Below are 25,906 nucleotides of genomic sequence, written 5' to 3'. Positions count from 1 at the left end.
TACATGACTTTATGTAATTTCGGGTATTCGGATTTCATGGTGGAAAAGGGCTTATAAATCACCCTTCTCCAAATTCTTAATAAGTGTGGAAAAATCGACACCAAAGTTGTCTGTAATGTCGTGATCATTCACTTCATACCAATTGAAAGTATCGTATAACATAGCTTTATTGAAAGCACTTGAATTAAATCGTGGCTTACGCTTTTTATGGAGCTTCTCATTGAAAAGGATTTTGGCTCGTAAGGCATCAAACGAGTAACCTCTACCCATTCGCTCTACCTGCCTAATAATGCTGTTAATTGACTCCGTATAAGCGTTAGTGAGCCTTTTATCAAAGTAGTTGAATATTTCGACATGCCAGTTGTCTACGGCTCTCACGAGGTCTTTATATGCGTCTTTAGAGTTACTGGACATACAACGGTGTCTCCATTGACTATAACGAAGACGACCTTCATCTGGATCAGGAGTATCCCATATCCAGTAAAACTCTTCTTTGAGTTCATAGGCTTCTTTTAAGGCAGGAAGATTACCTAACCAAGTCTCTAAGAGGAATGATTCACGTTCATTTAGATCGTGTTTACGCTTTAGAAGGATAAACCTTTCACGCATAAGGGTACGTCTTTCTTTTTGGCTCATATGAGCTTTCAAAGACTTTCTGACGTTATCTAAGGCTTGATTAGCCATTCTAACTACATGAAACTTATCTACGACCACTTTAGCGTGTGGAAGGATAGTGTTCACTGCGTCTTTGTAGGGCTTCCACATATCCATTGTGACGTACTCAATATAAGTCCTGTCACTGATTTCTGAAAGACGTTGGATGCCTGTTTCCTTGTTACGGTTAGGCTTGATGTCATAAATAGTCCTGCGTTCACGACACTTGTATCGTCTACGGTTCAATTGTAAGCCCACTCGCTTTAAACGAATGGGCAAATCCATAATTAGTTGATTTCTTGAACTGTGTTTGTACAACTTGTCAAAACCACATTCAGGACAACGTTCAGGTGGTCCGGCTGCTTCAACTTTAAACATCATATCGGTTTCATTTTCTTGTGGTGATTCTATTGTTTTAATGTCTGGTAGGGATAATAAGTCTGACATATTGTTCATCCTTTATTACTCTGCGGTGTTAAGGTATCAAATATAGATTTGATGTCGAAATCATCAGTGTTAAATTATTTTTGTGACCACAAATGCACTTAGAAAATCCCTTAAAGCATTTATATAATGGGTGATCGCAAAATAGTGTATGAAATCCTTTTGTAGACTTTGCTAAACTACTGCACACTTTAGTACAGTATTAGCTGGTTCACTTGAATAGGGAATTGTAAAAAAAGTTCCCTTAGCCTGCACAACAAGATAATTTCGAAACATCCTTATCAAAGGTAAGAGCAGCTAATTTTAATCCTTCTGCCATTGTTAAATATGGTGCAAGGCTGTCTTTTAAATCCTCGACTGTTAATCCAAACTTAACGGCTAATGTCGCCGCATATATCACATCTCCTGCATTTTCAGATACGATATGAACCCCTAGTAATTTTGAAGTTTTTGCATCGGCAACAAGCTTAAAAACGCCTGTTGTTTCACGATTTACTATTGCTCTTGGAACTGCATCTAAAGGCAATACAGATTTTTTTACTTCATAGCCTTTTTCTTTTGCTTGTTCTTCTGTTAAACCAACCGTTGCAATCGAAGGATTTGTAAAAATTACGCCAGGAACAACGGATAAATCTAATTTTTTATTTAATCCGCCAATCGCATTATCGGCAACAATTCCACCTTCATATGCTGCTACATAAACGAATTGAGGTCCTAATGTTACATCGCCTGCAGCATAAATCTTTTCATTACTTGTCCTAGCGTAGTCATTTATCAGGATTTCTTTTCGTTTTCCAACTTCAACCCCTGCGGCACTTAATTTCAAAGCATCTGTATTTGGTTTTCTTCCTGTTGCAACAAGTAACTGCTCTGATTCCACCACTTTTTTCTTACCATCTACTGTTACATGAACCTTTTTGATTTGCCCCTCTTGTTCTACACGCTCAAAAGTTGCCCCTTTTACAAGGTTAATACCTTGTTCAATTAACGCTTTTTCTACGGCTTCTGAAATTTCTTGATCATATTCTTTTAAAAGTCGCTCACTTCTTTGCATAAGCGTGACTTCTGAACCTAAATTATGAAACAATTGCCCAAGTTCCATTCCGATATATCCTGAACCAATAACCGTTAATCGTTTTGGTACCGTTTTTAATTCAAGTAATGTTGTACTTGTTAGATAATCCACTTTTTCAAGTCCTGAAATCGGCGGTAAGGAAGGAGAAACGCCCGTTGCAATTAAGAAACGCTTTGCAGAAAGTTTCTTCCCGTTAACTTCAACTGTATTTTCATCAACAAATATTGCTTCACCTTCAATTAACTCAAAGCCATATTCATCAATTAAATTGACATATTTTTGATTCCGAAGTTCGCTTACTAACTCATCTTTATGCTTTACTAAAGGAGCTAATTCCACTTTTCCAGCAGATGTTTGTAAACCTATAAATGGGTTGACTTTTGCCAAATGATTGATTTCCCCAGCTCTAAGAAGTGTTTTTGATGGCACACAACCAATATTTACACATGTTCCCCCAACGGTTCCACGCTCAATCATAGCTACTTTTGCCCCATATTCAACCGATTTAATCGCAGCCGAAAAAGCAGCCCCGCCAGAACCAATGATAAGTAAGTCATAGTCTCCCTCATCACCTAAAACTATTTTTTCTTCAGATTGTACTTCTTCTATTTCTCCAGGCTGGTATTTTGCTTCATCAATTGCCTTTTTTGCACTTTCCACCCCAATATCATCGGGTAATTCAAATACTGCTTCACCACGACGAAAACTAGCTTCAACGTTCTTAGCTCCCACATTTTCAAGTGCTACGGCTACATGTTCTTCACAACCTGTACAAGTCATTCCTTGAATATTTATCTTAAATTTATTCATTACCTCAACCTCCTGTTTTATCTTAAATTTTCCTATTTCCTTATTTCATACCCTAAATCAGTAATTATTTCTTCAATTTCTTCTAAACTAGTTTTCGATTTATCAAATGTAAGTTGGGTTTCTCCTGATCCTTCAACTTCTATATCTTGAATACCCTCTAAATTAGAAACGGCGGAACTCACCGTAAGAGCGCAAGATACTCAAGTAAAACCATCTATTTTAAACGAAACAGATTCTAAGTTTTCTGATGGAACCTCACTTGTTTTTGAACCTTCTTCAACTGCTTTTTGACCACACCCAGAAAGGACAACAACCAATCCAAATATAATGAATAGATATATTAAATATTTCATCATGCCTTATATCCCCTGACTGAACAATGTATAGATAAGCATTACCCCAGAAACGATTGTACTAACCCATAACAACTTCTTCGTTTTCTTTGAACTATTTTTTTGTTTCCATACAAGTAAATGAGCAAAAGAAAGCATAACAACAGTGATAACAATAAACCAAATTCGATATGGCGCAAACGTAACGGCAAGTGTTCCAGCTAAACCACTTAGACCAAGTGGTATTAAGATCGCTAAGCCAATTCAACAAAGACTTGCTAAAAAAGCTGAAAACATCGAAGCAATTGCAACAACTCTTTCTTTCATTTTTTACATCTTCTTATTTTTATGTGATTTTTCATATTTAGAATAAGCATAAAAAGTTAAACCAAGAAAAACAGCTAAAACAGGAATCAGAACAAAATCTAAATAGCCTGTTATTGCACCTAATCCAAGCGTACCTAATAAAATAACTAAAATAGGTGTAGCACAACATAACAAAACCAAAAATGTACCTATAAGCCCTGCAATAAAGGTCTTTTTATGTTTCATTTCAAAATTCCTTTCATTCTTCCTCAATTAGGGTTTCAATTATCGGACAAGCATGTAAACTTTTTTCATCTGGACATCGTTGTTTTAAGTCGTCTAACATAGTTTCAATTCGTTTTAAATCCTCTATTTGTTTTTGAACTTCCTTTTGTTTTTTAGAAACAAATTCGAACATATCTTGACAACGAACTTCATCTTTATCTACAACACCAAATAATTTATAAATCTCGTTTAAAGAAAATCCAAGTTCCTGTATTCGTTTAATAAACCCAACACGCTTAACGTCATCATATGAATATATCCGATAACCAGCTTCCGTTCGGTGAGGTTCTTGTAGTAAATTTTTTCGCTCGTAATATCTAATCGTTTCTTTATTAACGCCACATTTTTCTGCAAACTCACTAATGCGGTAAATCATCTTATTTCACCCCATGAATATTATAAACCGTGTACCATAGTACACGGTCAAGTAAATTGGACTATTTTATTTTTTTCCCAACGTATCACTCGTATGTGATTGATACTTTTATAATACTATTGATTGTCCTAACATCCCACTAGAAAATCCGATTTAAACACCAGTTGTTTTTAAACTATTAAGAAAGTAATTCCACTATATATTCCGAAGACCCGTAATTTCATGTATGACATTTACTAAATAACGAAATTTAATCAAACATGGTCTCTTGAATAAAGTAAAAAAATTAGCGACAATATCAATATCTATAAAGTTACATAAAAATAATAATTATAAGGAGTTTAAAAAATGAATAATATAGTTATTTTTTTACTTATTGCAATAATAATATCCCTTACTTCAAGCATTAGACAGTTAAAGACAGAAGTTGATCTTATAAAAATGAAATTGACTACTATCAGTAAGCATGTTGATTTACCCGATCCAACAAATAATGAACTAAAAATAATTGTTTTAGAGCTTATCTCAAAGGGAGAAAAAATTAAGGCTATTAAAGAATATAGATTGGCTACTGGAGCTGGGTTACTTGAAGCTAAACAGTATATTGATCATTTGAGCAAATAAGAATCCCTATTTTATAAAGGTCTTAGATACACGTTTTTAAGCAATTTCATGTATTTATTCAAAATAACCCTAATAAATTAAATGGAGGTTAATAATTATGAGCGAACCATCCCTTGTCCCAGAATTACTAATTACCGATATAGAATCTAGCATAAATTTTTGGTGTACTCTATGCGATTTCTCAATCCAATACGAGCGAAGAGAAGAAGGGTTTGCTTACCTCGTGTCAGGTAACACCCATATTATGCTAGAGCAGAGAGGTTTTTCAAGAAATTGGATAACAGGAGACTTGGATGTCCCTTATGGCAGAGGAATTAATTTTCAGATATCGATTGAGTCTGTTGATCTTATCGTCAATCGATTGCAACAACAAAAGTGGCCGCTTTATATGGATCCAGAAGAAAAATGGTATCAAAAAGGAGACAGAGAAGTGGGGGTTCGACAATTTTTAGTTCAAGATCCAGATGGTTATCTTTTACGCTTCTCAGAACATCTTGGAGAACGCAGTTTATAATTTTTATACAGGGCTGTTTAGCTCCTATCTAAAATTGACACTTACCAGGTATTGATCTGATTAATTTTTCGCTGTCTATTATAAGTGTCGATTAAAATATTTAGATTTCCTAACTTAAAAAATCATGTATATATACCCTTGATTTAATAAGGTTTTATATACACGACTTTATCTAATTTCATGTATTTAATATTTATAAAAAGCATTAGATAACTTAAAGGAACGATTGGCTATATAATTTAATTGATCTTTCCATATTGACTAAACAAAATAAGGTCACTATAACTACTGTGACCTTATAAATTAATTTAATTAGGAATAATTGAATTTATCTATTTTTGTACACTGTTAATATCCATATCTAATATTGGATATGGAAGTCAATTCTTTTAGTTTTTTAGATTGATAGTCTGATAGAGTAATTCCATCATTTCTGATTGCTTTAGAAATATCTAAGTTCATACGACTTAAAATCATAGGAATAGAAGCGCCCTTTTGTTCTAATTCTTCAAAATAATTCTCTAATACATTTTGTAGCGACTCGTTTTCTAAGTTTGTTTTTAAATCATCTAATAGATCAGTAATAATATTTGCTGCTTGTTTTGCTCGTTCATTTCCTCCGGAATACCATTTTGTTTTGCCCATAAAATATCGCTCCTTAATTATAGTCACACGTGAGTTTAGTTGCTATTGTACTTTCTTTATAGTCTATTGAAGTTAAACTATTTTTGCTAATATAGCGCAATTGTCGACACCTTAAATGGTAAGCATACTCTATTATAGTTCTGTATTAATTGTCCCTTCAATAAACTTATTTATTGATAATAAACAATTTAGAACTACTCTTTTTTTTAGTCTAGCTATTTATACATAACTTAAGTAGATTAAAAGTCATCTAATGACTCGTCAAAATGACTATTTTCAGTCAGATTGTTATAAAATGCTGCATATATACAATATACATATGGTTTTAACCATAGAAATCCGATTCCTAGAGATAGAATGCTTAAAATGCCCCAGCCAATAAAGCTTAACTGTAATACAAAGTATTCCCACTTATGGCCATCCATCATTTTTCTACTTTCTGTTATGCAATCGAGAGCAGATACTTTTCCATTTTCAGTTAGTATTTTTTGATCTTTATAAATGAAATAGGCTTGAGAATAAGATATTGTTTTTATAATTCCTGGTACGATAAAAAGAAATGCCCATAATAAGGTAAAAAATCCGGTGAAAATATAAATTAAAAACGTACCTAAAAAGTATTTTTTAGTGAATATTTGAAAAGCTTGTTTAACTGGTTCAATACGCATAGTTGGGTTTCTTAACCAATCTAAAAAAGTATATGAAATACCAATAGCAATAAACGTAGATAAGGCTCCAATGATAGTAGACAAAAAGTCTTCAGTATATGATGACTCATAACTGTTAATATTCGTCCCTATATCAGAAAATAAACCGATTCTTTGCTGAATAAAGGAATAGGATAATAAAGTAATCGCTACCCCTATTATTGTTAAAATTATTGGTATAGCACTTAATAAAATGGCTTCTTTCCATCTGCCACGTAATACCTCTTTCACCTCCGCTTTTAATTCTTTTCGACTCTTATATCTTTCCAAAAAACCATTCCTCTCGCTACTTGTTTTTACCTATCTGTTTAGATTGAAATAATAGTAGGTATAAAATATTATTTCGAAGAAAATAAGTTATCTATTATGTGTACCATTCAAGAATAACCTTTCTAACCCCCTTCTAATCGACACCTTATTATCTACCAAATAGTCCTAATTTAATAGAACTTATTGGTTTCCATAGTAGCAACCAGTGGTTGCTACTGCTATTTTAGTTATTATTTCTTTCTATAAGAAAAATAATGATTGTAAAAAAGTAACCCTGTATTAACAAGGTTCTAGATACATATTTCTATGTAAAATAATGTATTTTAGACCATAAGTACACAGGATACTTGTGTACTTATGGTCTATATTTATCAATACAAATTTTTATCTAATTTCATATATTAATTATTGCTGTACAGAAGATTGTAGCGGTTCTGTTAAAAATTCTTGTGATTCTTCGACATAAATACGGTGCCAAACCATAAAAGTTAAAGCTGTCCATATTTTACGCGAATAATCTATCTTACCTATGCGATGATTAATTAAGAGGTCTTCAATATAACCTTTATTTAATAAATGCTCTGTTTGAGATTCCCGTATAATCGTCAATGCCCAATCATACATTTCATCTTTTAACCAATGACGGATTGGAACTGGAAAACCTAATTTTTTACGGTAAATAACATTTTCTGGAACAATGCCTTCTACGGCTTTTCTTAAAATATATTTAGTAGTCCCATGAGCAAGCCTTAAATGTGCAGGTATTTCTCTAGCAACATTAAATACTTCTTTATCTAAAAATGGTGTTCTTAATTCTAATGAATGGGCCATTGTAGTTCTATCTGCATTTAAAAGTAGATCTCCATTTAGCCAAGTATTAATATCAATTAATTGCATGCGATCCACTGGATTACGCCCTACTGTTTGCTGATAAAATGAATCAGTCACATTTTTGAACGGGTAGTTAGCATTATAATTGGTTAACAATTTTTTCTTTTCAAGCTCTTCAAAAATCTTTGCATTTCCAACGTACCGATGTTCTAAAGGAACGGTTCCTCTAAGAAGAAAACTCTTCCCTTTTACTCCATCAGGCATCAGCTGAGCTAACTGATGGATAGCTTGGTTGGTATACTTACCAGTAAGATTAAACATTCTCAACGCATGTGGTTCATTATAAATACCATACCCTCCAAATAATTCATCAGCTCCTTCACCAGATAACGCAACTTTTACATGCTTTCGAGCTAATGCTGACAAAAAGAATTGCGGCATTGCTGCAGGGTCAGCTAAAGGATCGTCCATATGCCAAACAAAACGTGGAAATTCAGCCATGAATTCTTCTACAGTAATCGTATGACTAAAGTTTTCTACTTTTAACTCTTCTGCCGTCTCTTCAGCTAAATTAATTTCATTGTATCCGTCTCTTTCAAATCCAACGGATAATGTCTTAAGCTTAGGATTAAACTCGCGTGCCATTGCTACAATGATTGACGAATCAATTCCTCCTGATAAGAAGGAACCAACTGTAACGTCTGACCTCATATGTTTTTCAACGGAATCCCATAAGCTTGTTCGAATTTCTTTTGTAAAAAAATCTTCTGATTTGTTAATGGGTGAAAAATCAGCCTGCCAATATCTCGTAATTTTTACTGTCTCATTTAATTTCTTTGTCATAAAATGACCAGGAAGTAGTTCCTTAATTGATTGGTGCATCGTTTCTGATCCTGGAACATATTGAAAAGTTAAATAATTTTGTAAAGCAATTTGATCTAATTGTCGGTCTTGAACCACTTTTAGAATAGCTTTCTTTTCAGAAGCCACATATAGGCCTTGTTCTTCTACTGCATAATAAAAAGGTTTAATCCCAAAATGATCACGAGCTCCAAAGAATGTTTTTTCTACTTTGTCCCAAATCACAAATGCAAACATTCCTCTTAATTTATCCACTACTTCTTCTTTATAGGCTGAATAAGCTGCAATGATAACTTCGGTATCACTATCCGTTTTAAATAAATACCCTTGACCACTTAGTTTTTTCTTAACTCTATATAATTATAAATTTCCCCATTAAAAATAATCCAATACCGTTCATTTTCATAAGATAATGGTTGGTGCCCTTTTTCAATATCGATAATACTTAATCTTCTAAAACCTAAAGCAATCGTATTATCTTTATAATACCCTTCTTCATCTGGTCCTCTATGTACAATCATTTTATTCATCTCATTAATATTGTTCTCTATTGTTTTTTGTATTGCATTTTCCACATTGGAAATATACCCAACAAATCCGCACATATCAATTCTCCTCTTTTTGAGTTCCTTTTTATTGATTAGTTCTTCTAGTTAAAATTTTTTAAAGACTTTTAAACTAGCGACATTTTCGAATTTATGTATTTTTATTTTGATTAGTGAAAAATAGATTTTAATTAAGCACTATTAAAAGTCTAGTATTTTTAAATTCCCAATTGTTAGTACAGCTATTATCTTCGAATAGCAATCACTTTAAGCGATTGCAGATTGATATTTTAAGTCCTAATTTTTTGTTAAAGAACCAAAAATTAGGCATTTGTCTCATCTTTAAACCACCAACAGATAATCAGATAGAAATTATTGAGATTGTTACCATTGGTAAAAGAGAAGAAAAAAGTATTTTTAACCGCTAAAAAAAGTATCTCTGAAATTGAAATAAAAAATCTTTTACAGATCTAATTTTAAGAGAGTCGCTCGCTTGTTTTTAGCAGCTACCTATTTTCTTCAATATATGATTTTATAGAATCTCATGTATTCATAACATGAAATTGGATGTCTAACTCTTAAACACAAGTTTAAATCATTACTATCCTCCTTAACTTAATAACTATATTCTCTCAATTTCCGCTTAAAAAGTAACGCACCTATTCGTTTACAGTTAGCAACCACTGGTTTACATACACTAAAAATCAAATAAAAAAGTACTTCAGTTATAAATTTTTAAATGAAACTGTAGTTTTATCAATACACGTTTTCAAACAATTTTATGTATTCTCATAAAATCAATAGTACCTAGTATTCGATTTCCTAAATAAGATTGTTTACACATTATCACTTATAAGTTATACTAAAAGTATGAAAAAATATAATTTCGATGTCTATGAAAAGAAAACGGTGAAGCTCCCTTTTTGGAGTATTTAGATAGTTTAGATGTAAAATCTAGAGCTAAAGTATTAAGAGCAATAACTATTGTGGAAGATTTTGGAGTCCATTCTCCACCAGGATATATCGATCACTTAGATGATGGCATTTACGAACTTCGAGTAAAATTCTCAAGCAACATTTTTAGGTGTTTATATTTTCATTTTAGTCATAATAAATATATTATCACACATGGTTTCACGAAAAAAACACAAAAAACTCCTTCAAGAGAAATTACTAAATCCAAAGAGTATCGTAAAGACTATCTAGAAAGAAAGGGTGAAAATGATGGAAAATAAACTAAAAAGTTACTTCGACACCCAAATGGAAACACCAGAGTTTGCTGAAGCGTGGAAAGAAACTGAAGCTAGCTATCAAGCTGCAAACATTCTTTTAAGAATTAGAGAAGAAAAACATCTAACTCAATCTGAATTAGCTACTCTAACTGGAAAAAAACAATCTTATATTTCTCGAGTAGAAAAAGGGTCACAAAACATTAGTGTACAAACATTAAGTGACATCGTGGAATCTGTAGGCGGAAAACTAAAAATGGAAGTAGTCGTTTAACTTTGTCACGATTCCTAAAATAACACCTACAAAAAGTTTAATCTGATATGTAATTAAATAAGACTAGTAGTAGATAAACACAATAAAAAGGGTCACAAAACTCACATATGTTTTATGTGAGTTTTGTGACCCTTTCCTTTTCGATACACGATTATATGCAATTCCATGTATTGATAAGTCATAATACTTAGAATAAGATACTTATAACACTGAACACAATTTAAAAAAATTGGAGGAATAATTATGTTTCTAGTATTAGGAATTATTGCTATAGTAGCAACTGTTTTAAATCTTTATTTATATAAAGTAGGCAAAGATTATAAAGTAGCAATGTCAATGGGATTGTCATTCACAGCACTGACGCTTGTTGCAGAGCACAGCATAATATCCGATTGGGTAAAGGTAAAAGATTGGGCTGCTTTATTAGATGTAGTACCTACTATGACAACAGTCCTATGGGTTTTAACGATTATATCAATATTATTAAATACAATTCCGATACTTTTAGAACTAAAAAAACATGATTAAAAATAATCAAATGTCTGATAATAATCACCCAAAATCGACAGTTAGTAGGCATGGATTTGGTTGCTTTTTCTATGTCGTTTATAAGTGTTGATTGTCTAATCATCTCGTTCGTTTCAAAAAGACCCTATAAACATAGATAGCTATGCTTATAGAAGATGAAATTAACTTTATCCGTTTGGGGAAAAATAGTTAAAATAATTTTGTTTATATAATACCTAAAAAAATACATAGGGGGTTCGTTATGAAAAAAAATTAATTAAGTTTGCAACAGTTTTTATTTTGGTAAGTGGACTAGGATTGTTATTCAGTTCTATAAATGTAGAAGCTGCAACGGCTTATCCAAATGGTGTTTATTGTAATAAAACCAAATGTTGGGTAGACTGGAATAAAGCACAGAGTGAAATTGGCAAAATCATAGTTAATGGTTGGGTTCAAAGTGGTCCATGGTCTTAAAACTAGAAAGGAACTAATTTATGAATAATAATGAAGGAAAAATTATAGATGCCATTAGCAAAGCCTATTCAGATCCAGAAATAAAAAAAGACAGTGAATTTTCTCAATCATTATTTGACTATGCTAAAAAGATTTCTGATGGTGATGATTATAGACTTGTTTGTGTAAAGTTAAGTAGAAAAATCAACTCTTACTTAATGGCTAACGAATTTAAATCTCCTCAGACATTAACTGATTTAAACGCGATTGTTGGCAAAGAAGTTGCGAATTACAGAGGAGCTTCTTCTGTTAGTATGTGGGGTTCTAACCTCTTCTAATAAAGTTTGACTGTCCTAATTTATCAGAAAAAAAATACAATGGTATGAATTAAAATCCCAAACGGAAATTTAATAATGTCTCACTAATTTCATCTTCATTAATCCCAATATAGCGCTTCGCGATTTTCTCGCTGCTAAGACCAAAAACGTAGCCACGTCTTTGGTCTTTTTGTAAAGTGGTAACCAAACGTCTTACGCAGCGGTTGCGTGCCAATATCGTCTCTTCCCAATAGCTTAGCGACCATTTGAAACATCTGATAGACCGTATTGACTTCTACATGTCCACCTTTGGTACTGGGAAACAAATAACCCTCCGGTTATAGGTCTTTTGTATAATTATTTTAAAAAAACAACTTTGATCTGATAAGGTTATAGATACACTATTCTAAGCAATTTCATGTATTGAAAAGCAATTATCGAACTCTATAATATATCATTTTTGATATATTATAGAGATATACAGAGATTGATAGGAGTTTCTATGAAAAAATACGAAATAGAGTTCTATGAAGATAAGAAAGGCCAAAGCCAAATAGTAGATTGGATCAAAGAACTAGATAGTAACCCGACTAAAGAAAATAAATCCACCATAAAAAAGCTCTATTATCAAATGGAACGTCTGGAGTATGACAGAACTTTTATAGGGGAGCCTCTTGTTGTTAAACAGATTGAGGGTAAAATTTGGAAATTACGCCCAATATCTAATCGCGTGTTTTTTGCAACCTTAGAAGTTAATCCCTTAATTTTATTACACCAGTTTAGAAAAAAATCCCAAAAAAAAACTAAAAGAGAAATTGAACAAGCTAAACGTGAATTAGCTGATTGGTTAGAACGCAAGAAAGGATGATTAGCATGAAATGGACAAATGTAAAAAAAGACATTAGTAGTATCTCTCAAGAAGACAAAAATCTTATTGAGTTGACTGCTTTATTAGCCAGTCTCCGTAGAGAAAAGAATATAACTCAAAAAGAATTAGCTGAAAAAGTACATGTCTCTCAGGCTCAAATAGCTCGTGTAGAAAACTTTTCTTACGCTCCTTCTCTAAAGACCATTACAAAAATTGCAGATGGTTTAAACTTAGAACTCACATTCATTGACAAAACAACTAAAGAACTGGTGAAAAATTAAATTATACGACGAAATTTTGTTGTTCTAAAATCAAAAGAAGCTCTCTCAACACTCGAATTAGGAGTACTGAGAGAGCTTCTTTTGATACAACGATTTCATGTATTAATAAGATGTTTTTGAATTATTGTTAAGCACAATAACCGATCCAACAATTACAAATATAAGAGCTAATAAAATATACGCAACTGCATGTGTACCATTGATTATGTAGTTATATGCATCTCCTCCTACAATAGCATTTGCTCCACCTATCATATCACCATATATATCTTCTTCCATGGGTGTATACACCCATAATTTATATAATCCAGTACATCCAAACACGGCAGCTAAAGAATACGATAAAAATGCCATGGTGTGTGTCTTATCATTATTTAATTTTATATTATCCAATTTTTTTCCCTCCTTTATGATTTTATTCTATATTAAATACCAATTTCATGTATCAATAATAAATTTATCTGTCGCTATATGCTTCTAACCAATGATGGGATTGTAATTCTTTTAATGTTCTAAATGGTACAATTCTGCTTCAAAATATTAAAAGTATAGATTCTACAGCTAAAATTATTGGTAATCCTATTCATCACTTAGAACAAAAATTGATCGAAAAATCACCGCTGAAATTTTTAAACTAATCTATATGCATTTGTATCTTATAATTTCTTTTGTGACTTCTGATCAACAAAAGAGTCATATTCCTCTTTGAAAACTTGAAGAAATTCTTCTAATAGCTGTTCATCTTGCTTTTGCACAGCTACATTTGACCAAAAAGATACTTCACTTGATTCATCCTCGGTTTCATCAAAAATGTCTGACCAGTCTTCAATAACAGAATCCGTCAGTGGTTGGAAGTGGTCAATTATTGATATGCGTTTATCAGTTGAACATTCTTCTTTAAAAAAGACAATGAACGCTTTAACATCAGCCATTGATTTTTGAACTTCATCAGATTCTTGAATTCTATTTTCTAACTCCCTGCGACTTTCAGTCTTACTTTCCTCAGTAAACCCCTCGAAAGTAATCTCCCATAGTAATTCGCTTAAAAAATCGATTTTAGGTATATCCAATGGAAATATAACGTTATAATGGAGCATCTCTTTAAAAGAAAGATAATCAACTGAGTAGTGCTTTCCATCTTCATTAAAGGTACAAAAAATATCCATCACTATTTCGTCTGTAAAAGCATCTTCAATCCATTTAGCGGTAAAAGTATATCCACCCCTAGAAACAGCATCCGTTGTGTCTGCTCTATCCAATTCTTCTCTCAACTGAACTAACTTTTTTTCGATATTACCAACAGTAACCTCTTCCTCTTGGTAATAGTGTTTCTTCCAGTAGTTAGCGATAGTCTGTATTATTTCATCGTTAAATAAATAGTTTGTTACAACCTCTTTTAAGATCATCCTTTGTCTTCCTCCATTCTTTTATTTCAAGCCCAATCCATGAAATAAATACAATGTACTTATTTCACTTCACGTTCCAATGTATTTAGGATCGAAAATAGAATGTCTTTATTCTCATCAGGGACGGGAAAATCTATTGTTTCTCCTTTTGTCACAGAGAAAACTGACTGACTAAGAAACTGTGAATCAGCTTCTATAATCTCTTTCACAGTTTCTTTGGTCGCTTCAAAATGAAATTGTAATCCTATCGCATTGAACAGGCGAAACCCTTGGTTTTCCCACTTTTCAGTAGAATATAAAAGCGTAGCATTGCAAGGTTTTGTAAATCCTTCACCATGCCAATGAAGGACAGTATATTCTTTACTCGGATGAAAGATTTGCGTTAAAGAGGTCACCGAGTGCCAACCAACTTCTTTAGGAGTAGAAATAATGTCGCTTCCATAAGCTTTAGCTAATTGTTGTGCACCTAAACAAATTCCTATCATCGGTTTCCCACTATCGACGACTTCTTTTATCAAATGTCGTTCATTTTGTATCCAATGTTCTGTATCATTCGCACTCATCGGTCCACCTAAAACAATTAAAAAAGACACTTCTTCCGCTTTCGGAAAAGGCTCTCTGTTAAATACTTTAATCATTTCGACTGTATGATTATTCTCTTGTATCCAGTCCATAATTCGACCAGGTTTTTCAAATGAAACATGTTGAATAATATGTATATTCATACTACCCTCCTTACTAACTATAATAGTTCAGTTTTCCATAAAGCTTTTTTATTAACCAATTATGTTTCTTTGTATTTTTTGTTTCTCAGTAATCTATTTTAAACAGTCTTAATAGTTATCTAAGCTATAATCAAACTCAATTTCCATACATTATTTTATTACTCATTTATTCGCGACCTCCATAAGATATCGTTCCTTTTATTTAAGTTATATAGTAAATAAAGGGTTGACCTACGGTTTCTCATTTGCTAGCCGAGGTGAGAGAAAGTGGTGAGATGAGCATAGTTGTACCCTAGCAAAGCCTAAAATAGATTTAAGCTGAACTAGAGTACGAATGTGTCTATTATGTATGTTCTAGCCTCGGATCGAGTCGGAGCCTGCTTCACATGCTATATCGTCGGTGTTGTTGTCTCAACACGCTTAAAACACTCTTAAAATCCACCCTAAGAGTATTGTTTTAAGCTACCAGTCTAAATCAGACCTGGATTACCGCCCCCACCAGTTCAAATCGGTCGTGGTCACCATTCAGAACAATAGAGGATATAGCGACCCTATTTGATTGTTCCTAGCATTCCTTATTGCAGCGGCGTATGCTTAACCTGTCTACTTAAATGCTGTCACGCACACAGCTTGGCTCCTGTGTTGGTAAAAAAGCCAATTGCCATTTGTCCAGGTGCTTGGTATAATGACAATACATAAATCAGAATAATTTGTTGTCCTACGAACGCCAATTCGTGGGGCTTTTTTTTATTTAATTTTAGTGTTGTATCGAGCCTAACGCACTTGAATTGTGATGTAAATGCTTTTTTCCATTAACAAACTATACAACAGTATACTAGTATACTGCATGAAACAAACGTTAGTATACTGGTATACTAACGCGTAGTTTGTGTAGAGATTTTTACATGTGAAAACAACTATTCAACGGTATACTGGTATACTATTGTATAGTTTTCATTGGATATAAATGAAAAAAATTTATAGGAAAATGTTACTTTGTCAGTGATCGTACTGAATTATAAGGATAACGCACAAGTACACTAGTATACTTATGCGTTGGTATACCAGTATACTTGTGCGTAGTATACTGGTATACTGGTATACTTTTTAACTTAAGCATAAGTATACTGGTATACTTATGCTTATATTTCATTTTTGTTACATCTACACATAAGTAACTTTTGCAGTAGTATACCGTTGCATATTATGTTTGTAAATGTTAAAATTTATACATAAGTATACTTATGTATAAATTAGGAGGTAAACAAATGAACGGAAAAGTTTATGTTGTTGGAAACTTTAAGGGCGGGGTTGGCAAAACAAAAACCGTAACTATGCTGGCATATGAAGCAGCTACATATTTAAAGGAACGGATCTTAGTTATTGATATGGACCCTCAAGGCAATGCTACTAGAGTGCTTGCTAAAACTGGAAATCTTGATAACATATCAAAATCAATTACTGATGGTTTTCGAAACGGAAACCTTACCGATGAAATCGTTCATGTCATGGATAATTTAGATATGATACCAGCAAATACATCATTTAGAAATTTATCAAAGATTCTTTTTGATAAATACCCAGATAATGAAATAGCTCAAATTTCTTATTTAAAAGAATTAATTGAGCCCTTCAAAAATAGTTATGATCGTATTTATATAGATGTTCCACCCACGATATCTGATTACTCAGACAATGCTATGATAGCTGCCGATTATTGTATTATTGTTCTTCAAACCCAAGAACTCTCATTAGATGGTGCCCAAACATATATTGCTTACATGCAATTTTTATCAGAAAACTATAATGCCCACTTACAAGTTGTTGGAATTATTCCTATGATGTTAAGACAAGGTGGACGAGTGGATACTAGAGTTTTAGATCAAGCAAGAGAAATGTATGGCAGCAATGTTATTGACACTATTGTAAATTACCAAGAACGTTTAAAAGTATATGATGTAGAAGGTGTTCACATGAACACTAATGCAAATGGAAAAGTAGAAATGTGGGATGGAAAAGCTCACCAAATTTTCATAGATGTTTTAAATGAATTGAACGACCATGAATCGTATTTAGAAAATATTTAACTGCTTAGAATGGGAGAAGGGAGTATTTTATGAGTAAGTCATTTGAACCAATTATCAAAAGACAAAAAAGTAGTCTCCAAGAAAAAAATGTATCCATAAAAGGAACTAATGACTTTGGTAGATCACCTATCCATTCACCAAATGATCTTCCAATTGAAATCAAAAAAACACAAATTCAAAAACAATTTAAAGTACAAGAGAAAAAGGTACCCGAAAACTTTTTTAAAGCTACAAAAACAGCTAAATTATCTCCTGATGTATTACTAAGATTAAACACATTAAAACCTTTTATTGAAGAGTTAGAAGAAATGGATAAATCAACTGTAAACGATATGATGCAAATGCTAATTGAAAGTTATGTAAACGCACGCTTAACTAACCGTCAAAGAGAGGGTTACAATCAAATGTACGAACATCTTTACGAGCATTCAAAAAAATAAGTTTGGAGAAAATAAGTTAACTATACAAAAGTATACTAGTATACTTTTGTATAGTTAACTTTAAAGACCCGTAGATAACAAAAGACTTTTTAAGCTTATAATTTTAAAAATACTCACACAGACACTGTTGAATAACTTGCGTAAGTATACTTTTGTGTAGATATTAAATGTAGGAGGCCTTCAAGTGAATAAATTTTTCAAATCCATAACTAGCGACTACTTTGAAGATATTTTAGTACGATTAGCTCATCATTCAGCAGGAATTGAAGGAAATACGATTTCTTTACCTGCTACCGTTTCTATCATTGTAAATGGTACTTTACCCATTAGTTCCGGCGCTACAGTTAGAGAATTTTATGAGATTGAGAACCACAAGCAAGCTTTTGATCATATGATAAATCATTTAATAAATGAAGAGACCCTTTCTACCACCATTATTAAAGAAATACACGCTGATTTAACAGATCGATTACAATACGATAAAGGTCAATTTAAAAAGAATGAAAATATGATTTTAGGTGCTGAATTTCAAACATCTTCACCATCAGAAACACCTTTGTTCGTTTCTCAATTAATTGATAATTTAAATTATCGTTTAAGTATATCTAAAGATAGGGAAGCTAAATTAATGGCTATTTTGGATACTCATATTCAGTTTGAACGGATTCATCCATTCTCAGATGGGAATGGCCGAACTGGTCGGATGATGATGAACTATTCTTTATTACAGGAAGGATTTCCTCCATTAATTATTGAAAAGGATACAAAAGCACAGTATGTTGAAATTTTAGCAACTCAAGACGTAGATTCTTTTGTAACTTTTGCTAAATCTACCTTAGATAAAGAAACTAAACGAATGATAGCATTTCAAAATATGGATCAAGAAAAAATCAAAGAAATTGAAGAATAAGCTTTTTAGGCTTTTATTCTTCATTTTTTTTGATTTCAAGTGTCTCTCAGAAGCATTTTAAGAACGTTTTAATTTGTATGTATCTATATAGTTGCCTAAGTTACATTAATTTTTACCTATATAATGTATTTCAAATTTTTTTTGCTATTTGTTATATCGATAGCCCTATTGGTGTTTCTTAACTCGTGGGGTTCTCTACTTAATCTAAATAAAGATTTCCTGAAAATAATCATTAGTGTATGAACCAAAAATTAGACACTCGAAAAAGTGTCCTTTATAGATGAGCTATTTTATAGTGAGTCGTCTGTTATAATTATGAGTAGGAGGGATTTTTATGAGCCAAAAAACAATTTTTAATTTAAAAGAAAATTTACTTGAAACGTATGACGTTTCACTTGATTACAATGGTGTCTCCGGTAAGCGATTAGCCGAACGGTTAGGAGCTTTGTCAAAAATTGGATTAACAGAACAGAATGGTTCTTATCGTACTGGTTTTTCATTTGAAGAAAAAGAAGCAAAAGAACTGGTCATGAAATGGATGAAAGAAGCCGGACTTTCTGTACATCAGGATGGAGCAGGCAATGTATTTGGTCGGCTGGAAGGCAAACGCCCAGGTGTACCTGCCGTATTAAGTGGTTCTCATGTCGACAGTGTCCCAAATGGTGGACACTTCGATGGTCCATTGGGAGTATTATCTGCTTTGGAAGTTGCAGAAGCTTGGAGAGAGGCAGAATTCACACCAGAAAAACCTTTTGAAGTCGTTATTTTTTCTGATGAAGAAGGATCGAGATTCCATGGTGGCTTGAATGGAAGTGAAGCTTTTATGGGATCAGGCGACTTAGACGAGAAGATAAAAAAGAAAGACACTAATGGGGAAAGTTTTGAAGAAGTATTGCAAGATGTGGGGTTAAGTCTAGAAAGTTACTCTACTGCCAAACGGGATTTGGATGATATCGAAACCTTTATTGAAATACATATCGAGCAAGGAAAACGTTTAGAAAAAGAAGGCCTTCCATGTGGAATTGTGACAGGAATTGCCGGACCTCACTGGCTGGAATACACCTTTCAAGGAGAAGCGGGTCATGCAGGGAATACACCGATGAATGACCGGAAAGATGCCTTACTTGCTGCCAGTGAGTTTATAGTCAAACTCACTCAAATTCCACAGCAAATTAATGATACCGCTGTAGCCACAGTAGGAAAACTTCATGTAGAACCTAATGGAGTTAATGTCATCCCTGGGAAAGTTACCTTGTATGTCGATAGTAGAGATATCTATGAAGAATCAAGAGATACCTTAGTCAATCGCATTATTCAGCTTGGAGAAGAAATTGGAGTATCACACAAATTGTCTGTTACGTATAAAGAAACCTTAAAGAGCCCACCTGTGCCAATTTCTGAAGACCGGCAAGAGCTACTTGAAGAGGCTATGAAAGTAAACAGCATTCGTCCTTATCGTTTGCCAAGCGGAGCAGGACACGATGCAATGGTTCTCGGAGAACAAATTCCGATAGTCATGCTGTTTGTTAAGAGTAAAGATGGCATCAGCCATAACCCGGCAGAATGGTCAGACTTAAATGACTGCATCCAGACCATACACGTACTCAAAACCTATATAGAAAAATTGCAGTACTAAATTCCAAATAAAAAATATAACCTTGTAGTGCAAAAAAAGAACACAAAAAACGGTGTAGTTCATACTACTTCGTTTTTTGTGCTCTCGACTCTTATTCTGCTTTACATGACAGTATTAACTTATTTATATCCAATTCAACTTTTCTTACTTTAGGTTACTAGTGTAGTAAGCGACATACCTAACCTATACCTAATTAAGTATTCCTATAGAAAAATTTATTATATTTTTTATTTTGTACTTAAATCATCTATTGTTTCTTTTAGTAGTTCATATTCTGATATCGATATAGTGGTTTCTTCCATATTTTTTTCTAGTAGTCTATTTAGAGATTCCATGCGGCCTTGCAAAGTACCATTATTGTAGTGGTTAATTATTATTTCTTTTATCACACCAAACATAATAATCATCTCCTTAAATCTATAATGAATAAATTGGATTTTACTCTATTAATAATATCATAACTTGACGTCTTCCATTTTATTAAAATTTTCGCAATACCGTTCCCAAAAACAAGTGTTTTTGGGAATTGGTTTTTATACTAAAACAAAACACAAAAATCCTTATAAAATCAGCTTTTTCATAATTACCAAATTCTATTCCCATAATCATTACCAAATACCATTACATTTAATGAAAATAATGATACAATATAAAAAGAAGCAATATTAAAAAATTCAACAAATATACTTATATATAATAAGAAGAAACTTATAATGAGGTGAAATCATGAAGATTGCTTATGCACGAGTATCAACTGACAACCAAGAACTTTACCGCCAATTAGACGCATTAGAAAAAGTTGGATATGATAAACTCATTCAAGAGAAATTTACAGGTACACAAAAAAAACGTGCCGGACTAGATACACTATTTATGACTGTTCGATCAGGAGACATCGTTATTATTGAATCAATCAGTCGTTTAGGTAGAAGAACACTAGACATCTTATCAACGGTTGAAGAACTTAAAAATCTAGGAGTAGAAGTAATTTCGTTAAAAGAGAATTTAGATACCTCTACCCCTACTGGACAAGCTATGTTTCAAATGATGGCTGTAATTGCTCAGTTGGAACGTGATTTGACGGTACAACGAGTAAATGAAGGTTTAACATCAGCGAAAGCACGTGGAGTGAAACTTGGTAGACCTATATTGGATAAACAAAAGGTGAAAGATGCTTTACGCTTATATGATTCAGGACATTATTCGGTTAAAGACATTATACGAATCACTGGTATCTCTCAAGGATCATTATATCGAAAGTTACAATTGAGAGACTCAAAACAAATTTTAAATAAAGCAATAAAAACAACTTAATCAAAAATAAATAGAAGGCATTTTTTATCATGATAATTATTTTAAATAATACTTACCTATCGATTTATTTTTTAAATGTTATAATTTACCAATAGCAAAATCTAAGATTAAAGTTTATATTATAATTTATAACAAAGGTTTTAAAAGTACTTGAATTTAGTATATAGCAAATTTAAGTATTATAGGGCTAGAAAAGCTTTAAAATAGGAGGAAGCAAAATGGATAATAATGACTATTTAAATAGGTGTTCAAACCAATTTTCTAATTTGGAAAAAATTAAAATTGACCAATCTCTAATAACAGTCTCATACGAAGAAAAATTTAAAATTCAATGGTTGGCAACAAAACTAAAGATTTTTTCATTTATTCATTATATTGATAAAATTGATATAGATACTATCGAAAATTATTCATCTATTTGTACAAAATATGCTTCAAAAAAACACAGAGGTTTACCACGTGGTTTCCAAAATGGAGTAGTTTCTTTTAATGTATTGATATCAGAAACTGTTACAGACGCAGCAATAGACTTTGTTCTTTCAAGACCTAAAAAACATTTTTCTTTATTTGAAATGCCAATTATTTATGATATAAGTCGCAGTAAATTATATTATTACAAGGGTACACCAATTTGGGGTTCGATGTATCAAAATTATTTAAGAAGTTATATTGAAGATCATTTTAATGTGTGAACTATATTAATCATCCCTGTCAAAAAACGTTAAAAAATTGAATGCTAAATAGGGAGAATTGAACCAAAAATATTACCAAAAGTAACTATTTTTGTAGAACATCACTTGGAATTGAAGAGAGCAATGCACCACAGACTATTACATTTATTTTATCCATAAACCAATATGCATTCCTCTACACAAATATACAATATAACTTTATAAACATAATATAATGTACATGGTCAACAAAAACCCGATTTAACTTAGTATTAACTCAATCAAATATAGTAATATTGTAATTACAGGAAACTATATTTCACAATAGTTTTTTAAACAGGAGGTATGTATGAATAAAAATAATGATGTTCTAATTAAATTTTCTTTAACAGAAAAAGATTATTCTCGTATTTTCTTATATATGAGAATAAAATATGCTATAAAAATTTTAATTAGCGGTTTTTTAATATTAATGATCTATTTATTTACTTTAACGGATCTTTCGTTGCTAACGAATTTTATTATTTCTGCATTATGTGTCCTTTTAATTGTTGTTCCACTCTCTTATTTTGCTGTAATTTATAAAGCAAAAAAAGAATTTAGAAGTAACTATGGTTTAAGAGAAGAACTTACTGTTGAAGCAAATGATTTAGGACTTAATTTAATTGCTTCGAATGAGCATAGTCATCGTGACTGGGAACATATTTACTCAGTTCGAGAAATCAGACATGATTTTATTGTTTATTTTTCTGAATCTCTAGCATTTTCTTTACCTAAGTGCTACTTTAATTCTAAAGAAGATATTTATCGGTTCAAGGAATTAATATCAAAATATTTAAATCCTGATAGAATACATTTAAAAAAATAAATAATTTTATCTGAAAATATTCCTTATTTTAATGAGTGTTCTTTTTCAATACTCTTAGTTTAATTAATTATCAAAAGAATTACTTGTTTTAAATCAATATGTATAATAGTATATTGATTTCTTTTTAATTATAAAATTTAAAGGAGCTAGGATAAATTCCTAGCTCCTCTCATATATCCACATCTTTATTTTATAAGTATTCTAAAATAAAGGTGTGGATATTACTTTATAAATAAATTAAAAACGTAATTTTTATTATATGTTTATTTAAAATTAATTACTCAATAATCTCGATATAACTACTCCACCAGTACTAATAACAATTGGAGTTGACGTACCACCTGTGCTTGCTATAGTAAACAGCATAGAAGCTAAAATAAGCACTACACCTACACTAGTAACAACGTTACCGAATGTTGCATCTTGTCGAACTAAATATGGTTCTACTACCTCTACAGGAACAACATTTGGATTAATAGGATCATCGGGATTTCTTAAAGTTAAGGTGAATATTATTTTTGGAGTAGTGACTAGCCCGCTTGTCAAAGTTACAGCTTTTGAAATTTCGTAGTTATATTCTACTTCTAAATCTGAGGATAAAGTTATATACGTTGATATAAAACCATTGTTAATATTTGAAGCAAAACTATAAATTAATTTATTTGTATCAATATCTAATTCTAATTCGCTGGCAATAGATTCTCCCGATGTTAATGTAGTTAACAATGATGTAGTTATTTTAGGTTTTCCTTCTGATATAACAATACTATTTAATGAATTACTTTCCCCAATATCAGTATCTAATGAAGCTTTATATTCTAATTTATAGTATCGATCATTAACTATAATGTGGGGTTCACTATCCATTTCTACACGATAATTGGAAATTTCGCTAAATGGGAAGATACCTGCAGCTACAGTTCTCAACTCTTGTTCGATTATAGATTCATCTGTTTTTATAACCTTATTAACTCCGTTATCTCTGCCTGATTTAATGTTATTATCAATTTCAATTTTACCTTCTCCACTACCTAGACTAATAGTCGAAATTTGATCAAATGCCCAATTTTCTGGCAATGCAAAACCTAAATTACCACTAAATCCTGTTGACATGTCACTAACAAAACTAGTTACAGCATACCCTGCCTTAGATACCCTAGAGCAAGCATTACGCGTGCCATAAATACCAATTTTATAAGAACCAAGTGTTTGCATAGTCGAATAAATCGCTTGAAAATGGGGTAATATTTTACTACTAATTTCATCATCAGTTGAATCATAATCTACAGCAAAATAGATAATAGTTCCCTCTTCAAATCCATAACTTTTTGCTGCTGTGTAAGCCATCTTAGCATCTTCACTACCTTGTGTAGCATTAAAATAGGTTGCAGATCCTCCATACGTTTGATAAATAGGAAATACTGTTAATCCTGCGTTAAAAATTGTTGCAAGTTCTCCAGATTGAATTTTTTTATTCAATAGTGTTCCCTTAACATTTGTTAAATAACGGCCAACTGTTTCATATCCTGCATTAACAAGTGTTTGTGCTCTAGCCGGAGTGATTTCTGTAACACAATCTAATGCTGTTCCCTTTCTATTTGGGTCACCAGTACTAACAAGAAGAGAAGACCACGATTGTGCACCAACAATTCCATCACCCATAAGACCAGAGAAAGTTTGAAACGCACTAACTTTTTCTTTAGTACCATTTCCAAAAATACCATCAAAATCAACTTCAAAATTGTTGAAAATTAACGCTGCTTGTAACAAGTGAACAAACTGAGTCGTCCCATCTTGACTGCCTACCTGTAAAGTTGGCAAATTATTTTTTGTTGTAGGTCCAAAATTACCATTTGCTACACTATCCGATAAACCTTCTTCATATTGAATAGCATAAATTAAAGCTTGTTGCGTTCCTCTAGAGTACACTCCATCAGCTGGTTGAATATAAAAGTTTTTCCGATTAATATATCGTTTGTTTAACCATTGTTGAATTGTTCTAATTTTTTCAGTACCACCATAGTTTTCTAATGTAACATATGCATCCATTGTTAAAAGTGCCTTAAAAACTTTTGGTGTTACTTTTCCATCTTCTGATAATCCCATATTACCTTTCATTTTTGAAATTGCAGATTCAGTCTCTGGTCCAAAAGTCCCGCTAATAGACCCCGGACTATATCCCTTAGAAAATAATGCACTTTGAATAATCTTAACAATATTAGTGTTCTTATCATTCACTCCCATACTAATAGTATTGTATTGGCGTTCTAGTTCTGATAATGTCCCAGATCCAAAATTATTGGATGTAGCAGTAATTCCTAATTCTAATTGTAATGCTTTTGTTAGAGCATACATCGTTGACCATCCAGTAATTCCATCCTCATTTACTGTAGTATAACCAGATCTACCTGAATAGGTCTTATTTACCCATACTTGTGCTGCCTTAACCGCTTCATCTGCCATTACTAATTCCTCCTATTTTTTATTAATTCTATTTCTAAATTCTTTAGTTCCTGTTCTTCTAGTATTAATTGACGTTTATCATCCGTCATCTATTAATTAGGCTGAGGGTACTGTTGACAAGTTTTATTTACAATCTATTTAATTAATTAAAATAGATTGTAAATAAAAGGATAACTTG

At 32.1% G+C, this 25,906-nt stretch carries 28 protein-coding genes and 3 pseudogenes; 16 read left to right on the top strand and 15 right to left on the bottom strand.

The window, feature by feature from the left end; genetic code table 11:
- Positions 1-51: 51 nt before the first annotated feature.
- From BR65_RS00600 to merR, 6 genes and pseudogenes are all read right to left on the bottom strand, one after another.
- Entirely contained in the window at positions 52-1,101 is a 1,050-nt protein-coding gene (locus tag BR65_RS00600; protein ID WP_010778038.1) for an ISL3 family transposase, read from the bottom strand.
- A 241-nt stretch (positions 1,102-1,342) separates the two neighbouring features.
- Positions 1,343-2,983 carry a mercury(II) reductase gene (gene merA, locus BR65_RS00595; protein WP_034536182.1) on the bottom strand — a complete coding sequence of 547 codons (1,641 nt, stop codon included), beginning with the start codon at positions 2,981-2,983 and terminating at the stop codon, positions 1,343-1,345.
- A gap of 32 nt (positions 2,984-3,015) precedes the next feature.
- A pseudogene (locus BR65_RS13560) lies at positions 3,016-3,168 on the bottom strand (heavy-metal-associated domain-containing protein); the annotation flags it as partial.
- A gap of 15 nt (positions 3,169-3,183) precedes the next feature.
- Complete coding sequence (locus BR65_RS13900) at positions 3,184-3,339, bottom strand: lipoprotein (RefSeq protein WP_002360746.1); 156 nt, start codon at positions 3,337-3,339, stop codon at positions 3,184-3,186.
- Positions 3,340-3,645: 306 nt separating this feature from the next.
- The gene (merF, locus tag BR65_RS00585; RefSeq protein ID WP_002414843.1) at positions 3,646-3,867 is read right to left on the bottom strand and encodes a mercury resistance system transport protein MerF; all 222 of its coding nucleotides are present in this window, start codon (positions 3,865-3,867) and stop codon (positions 3,646-3,648) included.
- A 13-nt stretch (positions 3,868-3,880) separates the two neighbouring features.
- Positions 3,881-4,282: a mercury resistance transcriptional regulator MerR gene (gene merR, locus BR65_RS00580; RefSeq protein WP_034536178.1), complete on the bottom strand. Its 402-nt coding sequence runs from the start codon at positions 4,280-4,282 to the stop codon at positions 3,881-3,883.
- A gap of 348 nt (positions 4,283-4,630) precedes the next feature.
- Here merR and BR65_RS14000 point away from each other — a divergent pair, with 348 nt between their 5' ends.
- Both BR65_RS14000 and BR65_RS00570 read left to right on the top strand, forming a co-directional pair.
- Entirely contained in the window at positions 4,631-4,906 is a 276-nt protein-coding gene (locus tag BR65_RS14000) for a hypothetical protein (RefSeq protein ID WP_034536177.1), read from the top strand.
- 97 nt (positions 4,907-5,003) lie between these two features.
- Positions 5,004-5,420 (top strand): bleomycin resistance protein, encoded by a 417-nt coding sequence (locus BR65_RS00570; protein WP_211251470.1) that lies wholly within the window; start codon positions 5,004-5,006, stop codon positions 5,418-5,420.
- Positions 5,421-5,768: 348 nt separating this feature from the next.
- Here the strand turns inward: BR65_RS00570 and BR65_RS00565 are convergent, their stop codons facing one another.
- From BR65_RS00565 to asnB, 3 genes and pseudogenes are all read right to left on the bottom strand, one after another.
- Positions 5,769-6,065 (bottom strand): bacteriocin immunity protein, encoded by a 297-nt coding sequence (locus tag BR65_RS00565; protein ID WP_034536171.1) that lies wholly within the window; start codon positions 6,063-6,065, stop codon positions 5,769-5,771.
- A gap of 239 nt (positions 6,066-6,304) precedes the next feature.
- Positions 6,305-7,042, bottom strand: coding sequence for a DUF975 family protein (locus BR65_RS00560; RefSeq protein ID WP_034536168.1), 738 nt, complete (start codon positions 7,040-7,042; stop codon positions 6,305-6,307).
- A 405-nt stretch (positions 7,043-7,447) separates the two neighbouring features.
- Positions 7,448-9,339: pseudogene (asnB, locus tag BR65_RS00555) on the bottom strand (asparagine synthase (glutamine-hydrolyzing)).
- 863 nt (positions 9,340-10,202) lie between these two features.
- Between asnB and BR65_RS00550 the strand changes: the two are divergent.
- The 5 genes from BR65_RS00550 to BR65_RS00530 all read left to right on the top strand — a co-directional run bounded on the left by BR65_RS00550 (position 10,203) and on the right by BR65_RS00530 (position 12,080).
- Positions 10,203-10,514 carry a type II toxin-antitoxin system RelE/ParE family toxin gene (locus BR65_RS00550; protein ID WP_051932575.1) on the top strand — a complete coding sequence of 104 codons (312 nt, stop codon included), beginning with the start codon at positions 10,203-10,205 and terminating at the stop codon, positions 10,512-10,514.
- Positions 10,501-10,782: a helix-turn-helix domain-containing protein gene (locus tag BR65_RS00545; RefSeq protein ID WP_231549406.1), complete on the top strand. Its 282-nt coding sequence runs from the start codon at positions 10,501-10,503 to the stop codon at positions 10,780-10,782. Before BR65_RS00550 ends, BR65_RS00545 begins: the two co-directional genes overlap by 14 nt.
- A 243-nt stretch (positions 10,783-11,025) precedes the next feature.
- Complete coding sequence (locus tag BR65_RS00540) at positions 11,026-11,310, top strand: hypothetical protein (protein WP_034536161.1); 285 nt, start codon at positions 11,026-11,028, stop codon at positions 11,308-11,310.
- 279 nt (positions 11,311-11,589) lie between these two features.
- Positions 11,590-11,763 carry a class II bacteriocin gene (locus BR65_RS00535; protein ID WP_081901336.1) on the top strand — a complete coding sequence of 58 codons (174 nt, stop codon included), beginning with the start codon at positions 11,590-11,592 and terminating at the stop codon, positions 11,761-11,763.
- A 20-nt stretch (positions 11,764-11,783) separates the two neighbouring features.
- Complete coding sequence (locus BR65_RS00530) at positions 11,784-12,080, top strand: bacteriocin immunity protein (RefSeq protein ID WP_034536157.1); 297 nt, start codon at positions 11,784-11,786, stop codon at positions 12,078-12,080.
- A gap of 49 nt (positions 12,081-12,129) precedes the next feature.
- Here the strand turns inward: BR65_RS00530 and BR65_RS14045 are convergent.
- Positions 12,130-12,397 (bottom strand): annotated as a pseudogene (locus BR65_RS14045) (site-specific integrase); the annotation flags it as partial.
- Between the two features lie 164 nt (positions 12,398-12,561).
- On the opposite strand from BR65_RS14045, the gene BR65_RS00520 reads away from it, so the two are divergent.
- On the top strand, positions 12,562-12,927 hold the full coding sequence (locus BR65_RS00520) for a type II toxin-antitoxin system RelE/ParE family toxin (RefSeq protein WP_034536153.1): 366 nt from the start codon (positions 12,562-12,564) through the stop codon (positions 12,925-12,927).
- A 5-nt stretch (positions 12,928-12,932) separates the two neighbouring features.
- Positions 12,933-13,208 (top strand): helix-turn-helix transcriptional regulator, encoded by a 276-nt coding sequence (locus tag BR65_RS00515; protein ID WP_051932570.1) that lies wholly within the window; start codon positions 12,933-12,935, stop codon positions 13,206-13,208.
- A gap of 102 nt (positions 13,209-13,310) precedes the next feature.
- On the opposite strand, the gene BR65_RS00510 is transcribed toward BR65_RS00515, so the two are convergent.
- From BR65_RS00510 to BR65_RS00500, 3 genes are all read right to left on the bottom strand, one after another.
- Positions 13,311-13,601 carry a hypothetical protein gene (locus BR65_RS00510; protein ID WP_051932568.1) on the bottom strand — a complete coding sequence of 97 codons (291 nt, stop codon included), beginning with the start codon at positions 13,599-13,601 and terminating at the stop codon, positions 13,311-13,313.
- A gap of 263 nt (positions 13,602-13,864) precedes the next feature.
- A complete protein-coding gene (locus BR65_RS00505; RefSeq protein WP_034536151.1) occupies positions 13,865-14,614 on the bottom strand; it encodes a DUF6557 family protein in 750 nt (249 codons plus the stop codon).
- Positions 14,615-14,673: 59 nt separating this feature from the next.
- Positions 14,674-15,339 (bottom strand): type 1 glutamine amidotransferase, encoded by a 666-nt coding sequence (locus BR65_RS00500; RefSeq protein ID WP_034536149.1) that lies wholly within the window; start codon positions 15,337-15,339, stop codon positions 14,674-14,676.
- A gap of 1,268 nt (positions 15,340-16,607) precedes the next feature.
- Here BR65_RS00500 and BR65_RS00495 point away from each other — a divergent pair.
- The 4 genes from BR65_RS00495 (at position 16,608) to BR65_RS00480 (ending at position 20,412) form a co-directional block, all read left to right on the top strand.
- Complete coding sequence (locus BR65_RS00495; RefSeq protein ID WP_034536147.1) at positions 16,608-17,426, top strand: ParA family protein; 819 nt, start codon at positions 16,608-16,610, stop codon at positions 17,424-17,426.
- 29 nt (positions 17,427-17,455) lie between these two features.
- Positions 17,456-17,866 (top strand): hypothetical protein, encoded by a 411-nt coding sequence (locus tag BR65_RS00490; protein ID WP_034536146.1) that lies wholly within the window; start codon positions 17,456-17,458, stop codon positions 17,864-17,866.
- A 184-nt stretch (positions 17,867-18,050) separates the two neighbouring features.
- Positions 18,051-18,776 carry a Fic family protein gene (locus BR65_RS00485; protein ID WP_034536144.1) on the top strand — a complete coding sequence of 242 codons (726 nt, stop codon included), beginning with the start codon at positions 18,051-18,053 and terminating at the stop codon, positions 18,774-18,776.
- Between the two features lie 334 nt (positions 18,777-19,110).
- Positions 19,111-20,412, top strand: a complete 1,302-nt coding sequence (locus BR65_RS00480; protein ID WP_034536142.1) for a M20 family metallo-hydrolase — start codon at positions 19,111-19,113, stop codon at positions 20,410-20,412.
- Between the two features lie 227 nt (positions 20,413-20,639).
- Here the strand turns inward: BR65_RS00480 and BR65_RS13740 are convergent, their stop codons facing one another.
- Complete coding sequence (locus BR65_RS13740) at positions 20,640-20,810, bottom strand: hypothetical protein (protein ID WP_156098825.1); 171 nt, start codon at positions 20,808-20,810, stop codon at positions 20,640-20,642.
- A gap of 328 nt (positions 20,811-21,138) precedes the next feature.
- Here BR65_RS13740 and BR65_RS00475 point away from each other — a divergent pair, with 328 nt between their 5' ends.
- The 3 genes from BR65_RS00475 (at position 21,139) to BR65_RS00465 (ending at position 23,265) form a co-directional block, all read left to right on the top strand.
- Positions 21,139-21,726, top strand: coding sequence for a recombinase family protein (locus tag BR65_RS00475; RefSeq protein ID WP_034536140.1), 588 nt, complete (start codon positions 21,139-21,141; stop codon positions 21,724-21,726).
- Positions 21,727-21,944: 218 nt separating this feature from the next.
- Entirely contained in the window at positions 21,945-22,418 is a 474-nt protein-coding gene (locus BR65_RS00470) for a hypothetical protein (RefSeq protein ID WP_034536138.1), read from the top strand.
- Between the two features lie 328 nt (positions 22,419-22,746).
- Positions 22,747-23,265: a YcxB family protein gene (locus BR65_RS00465; RefSeq protein WP_034536135.1), complete on the top strand. Its 519-nt coding sequence runs from the start codon at positions 22,747-22,749 to the stop codon at positions 23,263-23,265.
- 273 nt (positions 23,266-23,538) lie between these two features.
- Here the strand turns inward: BR65_RS00465 and BR65_RS00460 are convergent, their stop codons facing one another.
- Positions 23,539-25,728 carry a glycoside hydrolase domain-containing protein gene (locus BR65_RS00460; RefSeq protein ID WP_051923449.1) on the bottom strand — a complete coding sequence of 730 codons (2,190 nt, stop codon included), beginning with the start codon at positions 25,726-25,728 and terminating at the stop codon, positions 23,539-23,541.
- Positions 25,729-25,906: the final 178 nt, after the last annotated feature.

Source organism: Carnobacterium inhibens subsp. inhibens DSM 13024 (genome assembly GCF_000746825.1).
GTDB lineage: Bacteria > Bacillota > Bacilli > Lactobacillales > Carnobacteriaceae > Carnobacterium_B > Carnobacterium_B inhibens.
This window is presented reverse-complemented; position numbering and strand designations above follow the sequence as displayed.